This window comes from Saccharibacillus sp. O23 (assembly GCF_002205895.1).
Lineage (GTDB): Bacteria > Bacillota > Bacilli > Paenibacillales > Paenibacillaceae > Saccharibacillus.
Map to the genome: position 1 here is coordinate 44,990 of NZ_NJDE01000022.1, position 16,870 is coordinate 61,859.

General features: G+C 54.6%; 10 protein-coding genes. 2 read left to right on the forward strand and 8 right to left on the reverse strand.

What is annotated here, in order from left to right; genetic code table 11:
• Window positions 1-203 precede the first annotated feature (203 nt).
• Complete coding sequence (locus CDO73_RS21745) at window positions 204-5,141, forward strand: DUF5057 domain-containing protein (protein ID WP_179218784.1); 4,938 nt, start codon at window positions 204-206, stop codon at window positions 5,139-5,141.
• A gap of 75 nt (window positions 5,142-5,216) precedes the next feature.
• On the opposite strand, the gene CDO73_RS21750 is transcribed toward CDO73_RS21745, so the two are convergent.
• Genes CDO73_RS21750 through CDO73_RS21760 form a run of 3 tightly spaced genes read right to left on the reverse strand, consistent with a single transcriptional unit; the run spans window position 5,217 to window position 8,229 of the window.
• Window positions 5,217-7,037 carry an MPN domain-containing protein gene (locus tag CDO73_RS21750; RefSeq protein ID WP_088490630.1) on the reverse strand — a complete coding sequence of 607 codons (1,821 nt, stop codon included), beginning with the start codon at window positions 7,035-7,037 and terminating at the stop codon, window positions 5,217-5,219.
• A gap of 33 nt (window positions 7,038-7,070) precedes the next feature.
• Window positions 7,071-7,670, reverse strand: coding sequence for a pilus assembly FimT family protein (locus CDO73_RS21755; protein ID WP_088490631.1), 600 nt, complete (start codon window positions 7,668-7,670; stop codon window positions 7,071-7,073).
• A complete protein-coding gene (locus CDO73_RS21760) occupies window positions 7,651-8,229 on the reverse strand; it encodes a prepilin-type N-terminal cleavage/methylation domain-containing protein (protein ID WP_179218785.1) in 579 nt (192 codons plus the stop codon). The genes CDO73_RS21755 and CDO73_RS21760 overlap by 20 nt, the downstream gene beginning before the upstream one ends.
• A gap of 269 nt (window positions 8,230-8,498) precedes the next feature.
• Between CDO73_RS21760 and CDO73_RS21765 the strand changes: the two genes are divergently transcribed.
• Entirely contained in the window at window positions 8,499-9,293 is a 795-nt protein-coding gene (locus CDO73_RS21765) for an alpha/beta hydrolase (protein WP_088490633.1), read from the forward strand.
• 100 nt (window positions 9,294-9,393) lie between these two features.
• Here CDO73_RS21765 and CDO73_RS21770 read toward each other — a convergent pair whose 3' ends face one another.
• The 5 genes from CDO73_RS21770 to CDO73_RS21790 form a co-directional block, all read right to left on the reverse strand.
• Window positions 9,394-10,521, reverse strand: a complete 1,128-nt coding sequence (locus CDO73_RS21770; protein ID WP_088490634.1) for a GGDEF domain-containing protein — start codon at window positions 10,519-10,521, stop codon at window positions 9,394-9,396.
• Between the two features lie 266 nt (window positions 10,522-10,787).
• Window positions 10,788-12,191, reverse strand: a complete 1,404-nt coding sequence (argH, locus tag CDO73_RS21775) for an argininosuccinate lyase (protein ID WP_088490635.1) — start codon at window positions 12,189-12,191, stop codon at window positions 10,788-10,790.
• 677 nt (window positions 12,192-12,868) lie between these two features.
• The gene (locus CDO73_RS21780) at window positions 12,869-14,101 is read right to left on the reverse strand and encodes an argininosuccinate synthase (protein ID WP_088490636.1); all 1,233 of its coding nucleotides are present in this window, start codon (window positions 14,099-14,101) and stop codon (window positions 12,869-12,871) included.
• 142 nt (window positions 14,102-14,243) lie between these two features.
• On the reverse strand, window positions 14,244-15,200 hold the full coding sequence (argF, locus tag CDO73_RS21785; RefSeq protein WP_088490637.1) for an ornithine carbamoyltransferase: 957 nt from the start codon (window positions 15,198-15,200) through the stop codon (window positions 14,244-14,246).
• A 103-nt stretch (window positions 15,201-15,303) separates the two neighbouring features.
• On the reverse strand, window positions 15,304-16,506 hold the full coding sequence (locus tag CDO73_RS21790) for an aspartate aminotransferase family protein (protein WP_088490638.1): 1,203 nt from the start codon (window positions 16,504-16,506) through the stop codon (window positions 15,304-15,306).
• Between the last annotated feature and the right edge of the window lie 364 nt (window positions 16,507-16,870).

Here is a 16,870-nt window from a genome sequence, read left to right on the forward strand (position 1 = left end):
TACAACTGTGTAATTAGTATTGAGAACGTAAGGCTTATGACCTAAAATGATTATATACCATAAGCTTTTATTTTTGACAACGAATTCGAACAAGCCTTTCTTTTTTTGGTGCTTTGACTAGATAAATGGAATACGATGCGACACGTTTGCAGAAGCCTGGGACTTTTCTACTTTATTACTCGGCGAATCAGGGAGGAATCACATTGAGAAAGAAGTACATCGGCATTTGGAGCATCGTTCTCGCGCTCATTTTGGTCAGTGTGCCGTTCGGCGTCTGGAAAGCGATGGCCGATACGGAACCCGCTTACCAGATCAAAATTCTCGAAATCTCGGACAACGGGACGTTTGCGCTGCAAACAGCGCTTAAGACTACGACGAACGTCACGGTCGACACCATGCGCATGAAAACGTTCGTGGCGATGCGCGGAGAATTGAACGGCAAATACGACGCGATTTATTTCGGCAACGGAGCCTACAGTCCCAAGCTGCCCTCCGCGTTTACTTCCGGTCCTTCCAACGAGCAGCGCGCAGCGCACGATACCGCCGCAGTGATGAACGACATAACCAAACTCAAAGCAGCCGACGTCGAAAACTATTATATTCTCAAAGGTCTGCCGGTTATTTTCAATACCGCGATCGCGAATCAAACGCCTAACGGAAATTTGTTCGCGCTGTACAACAAATACGCTTCTTTGAGCAATCGGCCGAGCAACGCGCTGTTTGTCAACGACAGCCAATTGAACACGGTCGTGACCAATATCAAAAACGGAACAGCCCTGTACAAGCAGAGACCGCGCGTGGAAATCACGTCCAAACCGCAGGACTTCCTGAACAGTGCCTCCAAAATCTACACTACCGGCGATACGCTGACGTTTACGTTTAACGCCAACAACGTCAAAGATTTCAGCACCCCGGTCAATGCCAAGCTGTACGCCAGCGTAGACAAAGTTCTTCCTTTATCCAACGAGAACGTGGTCGCAAGTTCGACGCTTACCTCGCGTGCCGGAACCTTGACCTATAAACTGCCCCAGACTTTTTCGGGACCGGTCTATTGGAAATTGGAATTGACCGCAAACGGACAAAGCGATTATGCGGAAGGCGCCTTCCGCGTCCGCGACAAGCAAACCGTGATTCGCGTGCTTCAAGTCATGCCGAGCAACGATGCGAGCAGCCTGCTCAAAGCAGCCAACATGACGCAGTCGTATCTGAAAACGAACGATTACGATATTCAGATCACGCCGGTGTTGTTCAGCGAGTTCAATACGGCAAGCACCGTCAACTCTTACGCCAACTTGAACGGCAGATACGACATGATTATTTTCGGCTTCGTCGACAACTATAATTCGCAGACTGCCAGCAGCTTGACGGATGCGGCGGCGGCAGGCGTGAACGCCTTCATCAAGACCGGTCAAGCCGTCATGTTCACCCATGACACCATGATCGGCGATAAATGGAATCCTTGGATCAAAAATTTCCAAGCGACGACCGGACAAACCGGATTGTACACCAACCTAGGTTTGGGCGCGCCGAATCCGTCCACCCGAACCAAAGTCGTCAATACCGGCATGTTGACGCAGTTCCCGTTCGATCTTTCGCTTCCGCCAAGCAATACGAACGGTTACGTCGGCCAGATCGCTTTGACGCACGACCAGTATTATATGCTCGATCTCGAAGATCCGACGATCGTGCCGTGGTACAACATCGTCAGCGAAAACAACGACAATGCTTCATACAAGCGCGACAGCGACGACAGTTACGATCATTACTATACCTATTCCAAAGGAAACGTCACGTACTCCGGTACGGGTCATACCAATACCAATTTCCCGGAATGGGAACAAAAGCTGTTCGTCAATACGATGTTCCGCGCGTTTATCGGCTCCAACCATGCACCGAGCGTGACCGTCATCTCGCCGACCGCGGCCGAAACAACCAAACCTTCTTATTTGAAAGAACTGGTGTTCAGCTATCAGGTAGACGATCTCGATTTGAACGACCTGAACGTTTACTCTTCGGTCAAATTCAAAGTTAACGGTCAATACGTGGACAATATGGCGATCGCGGAGAAAAGCGTACCGAAAGGCACCGTAATCACCGAAAAATTCACGAATCCGCTGCAGCTGAAAGACGGCAAAATCCAGATCGAAATCACGGCGCGCGACAAACAAGGGGCAACCGCCGTCAAAACGATCGATCTGACGATTCAAAAGGTCTCGGCCAACCTGCTTACGGAACGTACGCTGGACACGATCCCGGCCAACTACGAGTTCCTGACCGGAAGCACGGTAGGCATGACGTACAAAGTGACGCCGCAGTCGATTCCGGCCGCCGATATTCGTTCGGGCGAAAACGGTCTGCAAACGTTGGAGATCTCGAATATCGCGTATACGGAAAAGCTTCCGGCCGGTCTTGAAATTTCCGGAACGCTTCCGCAGGGCATGACCAAAACGGGTACGGCAAGCACCGGTTATACGTTAAGCAAAACGTTCGACAAAATCACGTATACGTTAAACGGCAGTTCGTACGAGCCCAATAAAGGCAGCACGTTCTCGTTCCATCTCGATACGATTCCGACGCAAAAAGGAACGTATAATCTGAATCAAGCGCGGTTATCTTACGAAGATGTCCACTCGCCTTCCGCCTTTGCTTCGACGCTGCAACAGTTGAAAGATTACAGTCTGATCGTGCTGGGAAGTTCCGACTTAAAATTGGCCGAAGGTACGATTAAAGGCGGAGTTGCCATCAACGGAAATGTAGATACTTCGGCAACCGTAGGTGCAGATTTGAATGCCTCCAATATCGGCTTCGTTACCAGCGGAAATCTAACGATTACCAAAGGCAATATCTATAACGGAGCGATTTTGGCCAAAGGCAATTTGACGGCGCCCGGATTTAATTTCAACGAGTTCTCTCGGGCATTGATCGGCGGCGATTTGAAATTCGGTTATGCCAGCGGAAGCGCGGCGCAAACGTCTTACGGCGGTGCTTATAGCGGGCCTAATTATCTGAATCCGCAGCCGACGCAAAGAGATGCGACAGCTCTGAAAAACGAGATTTCTCAAGCATTCAATTTTGCCGATTCCAAAAGCAAGCTCGTTCAATTGTCGAACTCTTATGCCAATTTGACATCGAACGGAACCAAGCAACCCGCTTCGGGTACCGACAGCGGCGGAGTCATTACGTTAACCGGTTCGAATCCCGGGCTCAACGTATTCAATATTACAAGCGCGGATACGACAGACATGAATGATCTTAAAATTATCGTACCGGCCGGCGCTTCCGCAGTTGTCAATATTTCTGGAGGGACTTTGCGTTTATCGAACGTAGTCTCTGCCGATCCTTCCCGGACGCTGATCAACTATACGGGAACCGGAAATCTGTATGTAGGCAATGCTCCGACCAGCCTGTTCCCCAAAACCGGCGGTAACGGATCAAAGGTAGACAGCAGCGTATTGGCTCCAAATGCCATCGTCAATTATGCCAATGGTAACGGTTCTCTCTCCGGTTCCATTGTAGCCAATCAATTGGTATCTTCGGGAAGCATCACATTGAATCGGGCTGCATTTGCAGGTATAGAGCCGCCTTCGACTACAGCGCCTACACCGGGTGAAAGCCGCACAATCCAATTCCCGGACGTTTACTTCAACGCTATCATCAAAACGAAAAGCATCACGCTGGCGGATCAGTCGCTGTGGGTCGGGGATTCGACGGTCATCGTGCCGACGGTCACGATGACCGACGGCACGACCGATCTGACTCCGCTCCTGACTTGGTCGAGCAGCAAGCCTTCGGTAGCGAGTATCTCGTACCCGCTTGGAACGACAGGCGGTCAATCGGCCAGCGTCAGCGTAACCGGGGCGAGCGCCGGCACATCGACCATTACCGCGACGCTCAAAAATTCTGACGGTACGACTATCGTAGGCACCGCGCTCGTCACTGTCGAAGCTCCGGCATTGTCGATCGACGGAAGTTCGTCGGTCAATGTTGGTCAGACGATCAAAGATCTTAAAGCGGTAGTAAACGCGACGAATTTGAGAATCGACAACGTGACTTGGACCGTTATCAGCCCGAACACCGACAACGTGAAGCTGGCTCCGCAAGCCGATCCGACTTCGTTGTACGTGACCGGATCGAAAAGCGGAACGGTTAAAGTCCAAGCTACCGCAACGATTACCAATATAAGAACCAATACGGTTCGTACGTTGACCGCAACCAAAGACATCAGCATTATCGATAGCTTGAACAGCGTAGCCGTCAACGGACCGGATACGGTCAAAAAAGGAAGCAGCATCGACCTTAGCACCGTGATCCTTCCGGAAGCGGCCAACATCGGCAGTATCGTGTGGACGGTGACGGACGGAAACGGCAATGCGGTATTGACGCCGGGAAGTCCCGCTCCCGCCAAAACAGCGACCCTGCAAGGCGTTGCGCCGGGTCCGGTCACGATTAGCGTTACGGTCAAAACCGCCGGCGACAATCCGATCGAACGAACCGTCACCAAAACGATTTGGGTGCTTGATTTCGGAATGAACGGACCGGATACCGTGTATGTAGGCGATTCGATCAATTTCACTTCGTCGCTGCTCCCGACCAATTATCCTGGCGCTAAAGGCACCGTGAACTGGACGGTCTCCAACGTGAACGGTACCGGAGCGGGAATCGGGAACTATGCGAGTCTGGGAACCGCTACAACCAACGGTAACACCAGCACGACGACTTTAACCGGATCGAATGCGGGTCAAGTCAAATTGACCGCAACGATTACGACGCCCGCCGGCGATTTCACCGTCGACCGGATCGTAACCATCAAGCCGATCGTTACGGCTCTGCTCCTTCCTCCGACCGTTAAAGTCGAAAAAGGCGTTCCGTTCGATCTGATCGCAGGCGCGCCTTTACGGGTTAATCCGATCTCGATCGCGGTATCGGACATCCGAAATCAACTGGTTTGGACCAGCGCCGATCCTTCGGGCGTCAGCGTCAATCCGAACGGCGTGGTGACGGGACTTAAAGAAGGCAGCGAAGTGGTCGTGACCGTCACTTATCAACGGACGCCGACATCGCCGGCAATTACGGCGACCACCAAAGTCATCGTAGCCAAAGCGGCCGATCCTAACGCGCCGACAGACGGCGATCGCTACTGATTGACGCGTAAGCGATCCTTTCAAGACACAAAAAAGCTTCCGACCGTTCGCAAACGGTCGGAAGCTTTTTTTATATCATTTGCCCGGAATTTGCGATTCCTGAAGCAGCTCGATTTTGTCCGCTTTGACACTGATTTGATCGACCCGAGGCAAGGCCAATCCCTGATGCTCGAAGACCTGATCATTGTAATCGACTTTGAAGCGGCTCGTTTTGGATACGGTTTGATCGTCGAAAATGATATTTTGCCGGCTTGCGTCTTCTACCGAATTGCCGACTACCGCATTGACGGTCAGATTGCCTTTGGCGAAAAATCCGCCTTGCAAATCGAAGTTGGAACCGACCCCGTACAATTCGGCTGTCGCGTCGGTATAGAAAAATCCGCGCAGCGTCTGCGCTACATTGGCTTGAGTGAACGCATCGACCCGGTTCAACAAAATCGGCCCTTTGGAAATCAGTACGATTTCTTTGTCTCCGTTAGCTCCGGTAATGGTCGCGTCTTGGATTTTGGTATTGCCGAGCGTCAGCAGCGTCGAATCGACATTGATTTTACCGCCCAGATTCACCGCGCCGGTCACCAGTACGCTGCTGTACAGATTGAGCGGCGTATTATCTAACGTATTGTTGATCGTCAGATTACCGTTAACAATCAGCCAAGAAGAAGCGCTTCGCTGAGTCTGAATCAAGCCTTTGAGCCAATCGCCGTCCACATTCAGGTCGCCGTTGAACACGACGGTTCCGGTCATTGTAGTCAACGCCGTTTTCAAATCGTTTAACGCTTTTTGATAGTTCGGCAGTTCGACCTGAATATAATTCGTATATAGTTTCTCGTACGCATCGAGATCTTTTTTATATTGATCCTGTATGGTCTTGTCGCTGGACAGCGGATCGACCGGTTTAACGGGTTCCTTCGGCTTGATCGGCATTTTAAGCGCATTCGGAACATTGTTCAAATAGGCAGAGTAATCGGGAATGTCCACCGAATCGCTTATTCCGAGCGCTTGACCGAACTTGTCCCGGAAGGATTGATCGACATTTACCTGAACAAATTGTTCGTTTTTGCGTATCCGGACCTGGCTCAAATCGATATTCAACGCTTTGCGTACATTGGCGATCGTGAGATCTCCGCTTAATGCCGATCCGTCGGCTCCTCGGTTTACCGGCCTTGGCGCATAGCCGTTTTCCGACAGAGTAAACGCGTCCAAAGACTGGACGAAAGCGAGCGGCTGCGTTTTGTCCGCGCGTTCCACCATCCGGGGGAATAAGCTCGGCTTTTGCAAGTTTTGGCCTCGGTACGCGTAGTTCGCCACATTGCTGACGCGAAGCGTGTTGCCTGCGTAGATATTGCCTTTGATCGTCGGCGAACCGTTCAAGATCAGATCCTTTTCCGAACCGAACGCGTAATTCAGAAAGTCCGGGTATAAACTGACTTTGACGTCCTGCTTCAGAATTCGTTTAACGCCGTTGATATCGCTTTGCGCGATTAACGTTACGGTATAAGAGGAATTGCCTTTCAATCCGCTGCCTGCAAAATCGTCGCTGGCCGTAGCCGACAGCAGGCGGGTCGAAGCGAGTGCCAATTCCGTTTTGACGCCGGAACCGTTAGTCGCATTACTGGCCTGCAAAGCCGGAATCTGCGACAATACGTCTTGCAACGTCGAACCCAGCATATCGGCTTTCAACGTTTTGCCGTCCAGCTTGGAAGCGATATACGCCACCGACTCGTCCAGCGTTTTTTGCGTGAGCTGTAAGCTCTGAATATCGTTTTCTCGGGTGAGGGTCCGTCTTGCTCCGCCTACGGCCGCACTCAATACCGCGACGCCAAGCAGTGTAAGAATGAGCATCATAAACATGACCATAACGAGAGCGGAGCCTTTTTCTTCACGGAAACGTCTCATGCCAGCTTGTTCCCCTTTCTGTTCATTGAACCTTTAGAACCCGAATCGGCTTTCGAGTTGAAGCTGCGATTGCCCCGTGCCCGAACCGAGCGCAAGCACCAACTTAATATTGATCAGCCCGGTCGTGTAATAATTGAAGCCGCCGACTTTGCTGCCTTCGAGCGTAATCGAAGACAGTCCGTTGACGATACTTCCGTTAGCGATTCTTGTAGCTTCGTAGGGATCGACGGGCGGATTGCTCGAATTCAGAATTTGCGCTTTTTGGATCTGCAGCTGGCCTTGCTGCGGAAAATGTTCGGGGTCCGGCGTTACGATTCGGATCGTAACTTTGTCGTTGGTCTGCTCATTGCCCAGCTCATCCACATGCACCATATCGAAACCCGTTCCGTCCGCCAACGCATAAACGCGATCCGGCGCATAGGCATATAACTCCGTAATGATGGCGGACATCAGAATATCGCTTTCTTCGCGCAGACGATTTTCGACCGAGACTTGATTATAACTGCGAAATCCGAAAAAAATGGTAGTAGAAATGACGCCCAAAATGATCGCCATCAGCGATAATACGGCAAGCAGTTCGATCAGCGTCACGCCTTCTTCCCGCTTCCAAGCTTTAACGAATCGATTGCGCATTCACATATCCCTCCACGGTAACCGCATCCGCTCCCGGTCCTGCGGCTCCCGGCGAAACCGAAGTCACCGTCGCGCTGATCGGCAGCAGCAAAGCACCTCCGGTATCGTTCGAACGGTTCAGACTTTGCTGATATTCGATCACGATCCGATACTGAATCCCGTTGACGCTTGGTTGAAGCACCGCCATGGTAGGCTGCAAATTTCCGTTTTCGAAAATATTACGGAATTTGCACGCTCCTGTATCCGCGTTCGTGCAGCTTCCGAAGGTTTCCGGCGTAATGCCTACGCGCCGTTGGTTTAGCGCATCACCGGTTCGGACAACGGTAGCATCAGGCGAATCGAAATACTCTTTTAGCCGGGTGAAATCCTGTTTTTGCATATACACCAAAGCATTTCGAGCCAAATTGGACATAATCGTTTTATTTTGATTGGTTTTGGCAAACGTAAGGGCATTCCCGAAATAAGCCGTGAAAGCTAGCGCGACGATGGATACGATCAGCATAGCCGCCAATACTTCGATCAATGTAAAGCCCTGTTCTTTTTTGAGCCGCTCCAGCAACGAAATTCCTCCTTCAGGCGCGTCTAAGCAACGGTAACCCTTTACCAGCCGAAAAGACCATAGTTTCTTCTATATCGACCTTTTGTCCTTCTTTCATTATAGGTGCCTCGGGCAGCGACCGGCAACGATTATTTAGGTCTTTCGAACCTAGTTCGGAAGAGTTCGGCGGCGCAGGCAGGAAACGAGTCGGGAAGGACGAACTGTTAGAAAAGTAAAGCGTTTTCTATAAACGTTTCTATCGCGCTCATTTGAAGGAGGCATATTCAAACATGGCTTTGTTGTCCTGCAACTTTTTCTCCGAATCGTTAGGTCTTAGCACTTCGATGACCGTGATTCTGCCGCAGCAGACCCGTTCGCAGATCGGCTTGGAGAACGTCAAACGTCCCGGTCCGCATAAAACGCTGTATCTGCTGCACGGGCTGTCCGACGACGATACGATCTGGCTGCGCCGCACGTCGATCGAACGTTACGCCGCGGCTTACGGCATCGCGATCGTGATGCCGCAAGTTCATCGCAGCTTCTATACGGATATGGAATACGGCGAAAAATATTGGGAGTTTATCAGCGAAGAACTGCCGGAACTGGCCCGTTCGTTCTTCCCGCTGTCGGCCAAGCGCGAAGACAACTTCGCCGCCGGTCTGTCGATGGGCGGATACGGAGCGTTCAAACTGGCGCTGCGCCGTCCGGACCTGTTCGCGGCCGGCGCGAGTTTGTCGGGCGCTACGGATATCGCGGCCATGACCGAGAACCCGGAAAATCCGCGTTCGGGACTGCTGCAAACCATCTTCGGCGACCGGACCGTACGCGGCAGCGAAGACGATCTGCTGTTCCTGTTGGATCGCGTATCGAAATCGAACGGACCGAAACCGAAATTGTATCAATGCTGCGGCACGGAAGATTTCTTGTACGCGGACAATCAGACGTTCCGCAAAGCCGCGGAAGCCGGTACGCTCGATTTTACTTACGAAGAAGGCCCGGGCGAACACGAATGGGGCTATTGGGACAAAATGATCCAACGCGTCTTGGAATGGCTGCCGCTTGAGGCGGACGAGCCGAAGAAGTAATTCGTTTTTCGTTTCGGCCCTATAAAAAAGCTCCGAATCCGCCTGAGCGGAAACGGAGCTTTTTGGCGAGGCCGCATAGTCAGCAAACAAAAAACGGTCTTCAACGAGCAAGAGACATCACGTTTCCCGTCTCTTCCGATCCGGCTGCCGCTTTGGCGACTCGATTGCGGCCGGATTCTTTCGCCAGATACAAAGCGGAGTCCGCGCGTTGAAACAACGTTTTGGGCGAGCCTTCGTCCGACAATCCGTAGCCGAGCGAGACGGTCACGTCCAGACGCGTTCCGTCCTCGAGCAGGAACGGATGCCCTTCTATCGTCAATCGGATGCGCTCCGCCGTACGCGCGACGGTCTCTTCGTCCGGGCGGTCGACGATAACCACGAATTCTTCTCCTCCGCTGCGCGCGCAGTGCCCGCCGATCGGCGAACAAACCGACAGAATATTGCCCACTTGCCGCAGAACGACGTCGCCGGCAGGATGGCCGTACGTATCGTTAACCTTTTTGAAATGATCGATATCGAGCAGAATAAGACCGAAGCGGAACCCTTCTCGATCTTGCAGAGCCAGCTTGACACGACGTTCGTAAGCGAGCGAAAAAGCCCGCGGATTGTACAAACCGGTCAGAAAATCGCGATGCGCCGCGTCTTCCATGATCGCGAACGATCGGTTGGAATTTTGCAGATGGCGCAGCATCAAGAAAATGAACATCCCGGTTCCCGCCGTAATCAAAGCGATGAGCGGAGCGATCATCAATACCTGCGGTCCTACGGCAACATAAAGAGTGATCATAAGCACGATAAACTGCACGGCAAAAGCGGCTGTCCATCGTTGTCCGTTCAACTGTCCTTTTCGCAAAACGATCGCGATCAGAACGAAAGTCACGACCGCGTTCGCTGCTCCGATAACCGAAGACACTCCGAACGGACCGAAAAAAAACAAACGAAAAACCGCGATGACGGCCGTAGCGATGAATCCGCCGGGAATTCCTCCCGCGTAGATCGCGATAATGATCGCGCTCTGCCGCAGATCGACGATGGTATGGGAAGCCAGCGGAAACGAAAACTCCATCAGCATCATTCCCACTCCGCCTAGCGCAAGACCCGCCAAGCCGGGCATCCACAGAGCAGAATGCGCCGCAAGCGGCGAATGGCGAAAACGATTCAATAAGACGTTGCCGAAAAACAACATCGTCGCCAAAATCGTGAAATTCACGAATAACTCTTTCAACATAAACGGTACGCCTCGCAGTCCGCGGCAATCGTGCACCTTTAGCCCTGTTGCCGCTTTTTCGAGAGGAGCCGCCGCTTTGCTTACATTTTACTCTATCCGCGGATTTCTGCAAAGAATGTCGAAATTTTTCAGCTCGATATAAAGCGAAAAAGCGTCTCCTCGAAGGAGACGCCCCTATTCGCAAGCCGATCCGTAAAAGGCCAAGCCTGCCGAGCCCGAAGCCGGCTTATGCCGATAACCGCGGACGCGGAAATCAGAATCGGGCGTTACAGCCGGCCGTCCAGCCATTCCGTCGTCAATTCGAGCGTCTGCTGCGCGCGCCCGATCGCCGCTTCGACCTGCACGGTCGCCGTACCGCCGTAGACGTTGCGGGCGTTGACCACGTTCTCCGGCTGGAGCACGTCGTAGATCTTCTCGTCGAACAGATCGGAGAACGATTTGAACTCGTCCAAGCTGAGATCGAGCAGGTATTTTCCGTTCTCGATGCAGTACAGCACCGTCTTGCCGATGACTTCGTGCGCGTCGCGGAAAGGCAGGCCTTTGCCGACGAGGAAGTCCGCGATGTCGGTCGCGTTCGAGAAGTCTTTGTTCACGGCTTCGCGCATGCGGCCCGTGCGGACCTGCATCGTCGCGATCATCGGCGCGAACAAACGCAGCGCGCCGTCCAGCGTCGCGACCGTGTCGAACATGCCTTCTTTGTCTTCCTGCATGTCTTTGTTATACGCGAGCGGCAGCGACTTGAGCACCGTCAAGAGGCCCATGAGGTTGCCGTACACGCGTCCGGTCTTGCCGCGGACCAGTTCGGCCACGTCCGGATTTTTCTTCTGCGGCATGATGCTGCTGCCCGTGCAGAACGCGTCGTCCAGTTCGACGAAGCCGAACTCGGTGCTGCTCCACAGCACCAGCTCTTCGCAGAGGCGCGACATGTGCATCATCAGGATCGAAGCGCCGGACAAGAACTCCAGAATGAAGTCGCGGTCGCTGACCGCGTCCAGACTGTTCTCGTACACGCCGTCGAAACCGAGCTGCTCGGCCACGAAATGGCGGTCGATCGGGAACGTCGTGCCGGCAAGCGCGCCCGCGCCCAGCGGCAGGACGTTAATACGCTTGTAGCTGTCCATCAGACGCTCGGCGTCGCGTTGGAACATCGAGACGTAAGCGAGCAGATGATGCGCGAACAGGATCGGCTGCGCGCGCTGCAAGTGCGTATAGCCCGGAACGATGGTGCCCGTATGCTGCTTCGCTTGGTCGATCAGCGCCTGCTGCACGGCTTGTACGAGGCCCGTCAGTTCGACCACGCGTCCGCGCAGGTAAAGGTGCATATCGGTCGCCACTTGGTCGTTGCGGCTGCGGCCGGTATGCAGCTTGCCGCCGACCGGACCGACTTCCTGAATCAGGTGCTTCTCGATGTTCATGTGGATGTCTTCGTCGGATACGGAGAATTCGACTTCTCCGGCTTCGATCTTGTGCAGCACTTTCAGCAGACCTTCGGCGATCGTGTCGGCGTCGGCCTGCGGAATAATGCCGCATTTGCCGAGCATGGCAACGTGCGCCAAGCTGCCTTGGATGTCTTCTTCGGCGAGCGCTTTATCGAAATTGATGGAGGCGGTGTACTCTTCGACCAAACGGTCGGTCGGCTTGGTGAAACGGCCTCCCCATAGTTTACTCATATCGGCTCCTCCCCCTCCCAAACCCTCCCCCGAGGGGAGGGCCCCAAAGGGCAGCCGCCCTCTGGACACCCGGACGCGGCAGAGATTTTCTTCGCTGTCGGCGGGAGGTCTTTACTGTTTATTGGTGGTGTTGGCGGTTGGTGCCAGCCGCTTCGGCCTGCCTTCGGCGGCCGCGGCTTTCGGCTGGGTTCGGGTGCCTCGCGCGGGCAGCTGTTCGCTGCCTGGTGCGGCGCGTGGCGGGACTTAGGGCGGGTCGAAGGCGGGCCGCTTCGCTTGGCCCTGTTCGACCGAAACCCGGGGCCGCAGGCGGAGCGGCTTCGCGGCTCCTGTGCGGCCAGGTTCCCGTTCGGAGGGGAACCTTTTGGGCTTCGCAAGGTCCTGTGCGCAGGACCGGGTTTCCGCGGCGCGCTTTGTCCGGCTTAGCAACAAAGCCGGATGCTCTTCTCCTTTCTCCTCTCCCTTTTCAGGGGGAGAGGAGAAGTTTGTGCGCTTGGAAAAGGCCTAGTGGCGGAGGGAAAGATTCAGTGTAGGAGTGATAACGTTCGCCTTTGCAATCGGGAAGCCTCCTCTGCGTCTAATCCAGCTTCCCGATTGCAACAAGCGACCGAAACGAATCTTGCCCGTAAGCCAAGTCCAAGCCTTTTCCTCACTTGCGCACTGGGCTTTGTTTTCAAAGCCTACTTCTTCTGCTCGACCCCTGTGCCCACTTTCAGTCGAAGCGCGTTCAAGCGGATAAAGCCCGTCGCGTCTTTCTGGTCGTAAGCTTGGCTCGGATCGGCTTCCATCGTGGCGATGTCCGGGTTGTACAGGCTGACCGGACTTTTGACGCCGGCGCCGATGACGTTGCCTTTATACAGTTTCACCCGAACCGTACCCGTCACGTTTTTCTGGCTTTCCGTAACCAGCGCTTGCAGCGCGAGGCGTTCCGGCGCGAACCAGAAGCCGTTGTAGACCAGCGTGCTGTAACGGGTCAGCAGGGAATCGCGCAGGTTCATGACTTCGCGGTCCATCGTCAGGGATTCCATTTTGCGGTGAGCGGTGAACAGGATCGTGCCGCCCGGTGTCTCGTAGACGCCGCGGCTCTTCATGCCGACAAAACGGTTCTCGACCATGTCCACGCGGCCGATGCCGTGTTTGCCGCCGAGTTCGTTCAGTTTGTTCATCACTTCGAGCGGGCTGAGCTTCTCGCCGTTCAGCGATACCGCGTTGCCCTGCTCGAATTCGATTTCCAGCATTTCCGGCTCGTCCGGGGCGTCCTGCGGATCGGCGCTGAGCAGGAACATGTCTTTGTTTTCCGGAGCGCTCGGGTCGAACCACGGATCTTCCAACACGCCGCTCTCGTAGCTGATATGCAGCAGGTTGCGGTCGGTGGAGTACGGTTTCGCGGCGGATGCCGTGACCGGGATACCGTGTTTCTCGGCGTACGCGATCATCTCGGCGCGGCCCGGGAACGTGTCGCGGAACTCGTCGAGTCTCCACGGAGCGACGACTTTGATGTCAGGAGCAAGAGCGGCTACGCCGAGTTCGAAACGAACTTGGTCGTTGCCTTTGCCCGTCGCGCCGTGCGCGATCATCGTGGCGCCTTCGGCGCGCGCGATCTCGACCATGCGCTTGGCGATCAGCGGACGCGCGATGCTGGTGCCGAGCAGGTATTGGCCTTCATAGAGAGCCGCCGCTTGGAACATCGGGAAGATGAAGTCCGAAGCGAATTCGGCTTGCAGGTCGTCGATGTACACTTTCGAAGCGCCGGTGGCCAGAGCTTTTTCTTCGAGGCCGTCCAGTTCTTCTTTCTGTCCGATATCCGCCGTAAAAGCGATGATTTCCGCGTCGTACGTTTCTTTGAGCCACTTTAAGATGATCGACGTATCCAGTCCTCCGGAGTACGCGAGCACGATTTTTTCTTTTGCCATGATTCTTCATTCCCCCGCTCTAAAAATTCAAATTCGATCTATTCATGTTCGCCGCGCATGCCGCGTTCTCCTGCCTAACGTCGAAACGACTACGCCGTCGGCCGAACTCATTTACATAAAAACACTACCGGATCGGCAGCGGTTACGCCATCAGCGTCGCCATGACCGCTTTTTGCGCGTGCAGACGGTTCTCGGCTTCATCGAAAATGACGCTGTTTTTGCCGTCGATCACGCCCGCGCTCACTTCTTCGCCGCGGTGCGCCGGGAGACAGTGCAGGAACAGATAGTCGTTTTTCGCATACTGCACGAGTTCTTCGTTCACCTGATAATCTTTGAACGCCAGCTCGCGGACTTTCTGTTCTTCTTCGAAGCCCATGCTCGCCCAGACGTCCGTGTAGACGGCGTCGGCGTTCTCGATCGCTTCGCGCGCGTCGCGCACGATCGCGATCTTCGATCCGGTCTGCTCCGCGATCTCGCGCGCCTGACGCACGATATCGGCGTCCGATTCGTAGCCTTCGGGACTGGCGATGCTCACGTCCATGCCCATCTTCGCGCCGCCGAGCAGCAGCGAGTGGGCCATATTGTTGCCGTCGCCGATATAAGCCAGTTTTTTGCCGCGCAGCGCGCCTTTGTGCTCCTGAATCGTCTGAAGATCCGCGAGCACTTGGCACGGATGGCCGAGATCGCTCAGCGCGTTGATGACCGGGATATCCGCGTATTTCGCCAGCTCTGTCACGTTCTCGTGCCCGAAAGTACGGATCATGATGCCGTCAAGGTAGCGGGACAGCACGCCGGCCGTATCCGGAATCGCTTCGCCGCGGCCGAGCTGAATATCGTTTTTGCTGAGAAAAAGAGCGTGCCCGCCGAGTTGGAACATGCCGACTTCGAACGAAACGCGGGTGCGCGTGGACGACTTTTCGAAGATCATGCCCAGCGTCTTGCCTTCGAGCGGACGGAACGTCTCGCCCGCTTTCTGTTTGCGTTTGAGCTCGATCGCCAGATCCAGCAGGTATTGAATTTCTTCCGTCGTATAATCGGTCAGCTCGACGAGATCGCGTCCTCTGAGCGCGAGTCCGTGAGCTTGTTGGGTCAGGTCCATGTAAGTCGTCCTCCCGGTGTGTTGGATTTGTGGCAAAAAGAGAGAGCGTTTGGCGAACGACCCTAACGGCCGCGTTCCCAAAACGCTCCGAAGCGACTTGATTTTATGCTTGGGCATGAGTAGGGTCAGGCGTCGGAACTTTCTCTTCGATCAGGGAAGCGACGATCGAAACGGCCTGCTCGATCTCGTCTTCGGTCACGTACAGGTTCGGCAGCAGACGGATCACGTTCGGTCCGGCCGGTACGAACAGCAGCCCGCGTTTCTGGCCTTCCAAGACCAATTCGCCGATCGGCTCCGCGCATTCGATCCCGATCAGAAGACCCAGTCCGCGCACGCTTTTGACAAAAGGATTGCCGTTCAGTCTTTCGCGCAGTTTGCCCATCAGCAGCTCGCCCATCTCGGCGGCTCTTTGCGGCAGATTGTCTTCCTCCATCGTCTCGATCGTCGCGATGATCGCGGACGAAGCGAGCGGCGTGCCGCCGAACGTGGACGCGTGGCTGCCTGCGGTGAACGCTTCTTTGAGGTAAGCGCGTCCCAACATGGCGCCGGCCGGGAAGCCGGAAGCGACGCCTTTGGCGACGGTGAAGATGTCGGGCTTGATGCCGTAACGATGATGCGCGAACCAATCTCCGGCGCGGCCCATGCCGGTCTGCACTTCGTCGACGATCAGCAGGACGCCTTTGTCGCGGCAGAGCTGTTCGATCTGTTTGGCGTAAGTCTGATCCAGCGGATAGACGCCGCCTTCGGCCTGCACCATCTCGATCATGACGGCCGCGGTGCGTTCGTTGATCGCGTCTTCGATCGCTTGGATATCATGCGGAGGCACGGTCACGAAACCGGCCGGCAGCGGCAGGAAACCTTCTTTGACTTTGTCTTGTCCGGTCGCGGTCAGCGTCGCCAGCGTGCGGCCGTGGAACGATTTGCCGAGGGTGACGATCTCGTAGCGCTCTTCGCCTTTGACTTTCTGGAAATAACGGCGGGCCAGCTTGATCGCGGCTTCGTTGGCTTCGGCGCCGCTGTTGCAGAAGAACACGGCGTCGGCCTGCGCGACTTCGGCCAGTTTCTTGGCGGCTTCTTCCTGCTTCGGCACGATAAACAGGTTGGACGTGTGCCAGAGGGTGTCGATCTGCTCTTTGAGCTTGTCGGCGATCTTCTTCGGGGCGTGGCCGAGATTGGTTACGGCCAGACCGCTCATGAAGTCGAGGTATTGGTTGCCTTCCGCATCCCACAGCAGGCTGCCTTCGCCTTTGACGAAGGCGAGCGGGTATCTGGCGTAGGTTTGAAACAATGCGCTTTCTTGGGTCATGATTTTGCACGCTCCTTCCTGAGTTCGGCGAGAGGCTCCGGGAGAAGTCCGTTTCGGTCGCTTGTTGAAATCGGGAAACTTCATTAGAAATTTCAGTGGGGGTTTCCCGATTTCAAAGGCGAACGCTGGCGCTCCTACACTGGACTTCTCCCTCCGCTTGGTACGCTTGCACGTCGTGATCGGTCAAAATATTTTAATACGGGGACACAGAATCGATTCTATGTATCGATTCTCTTTCATTCACAGAACAACCAATGACCAACGACTTTAGCAGCTTCTTCGAAGTGAAAACTTACCGACTCTCTGCAAACTTCGTTTCATCGCTGCTTCAAAGTCTTTGCCTTAAAGTCCTTGCTTTCTATAT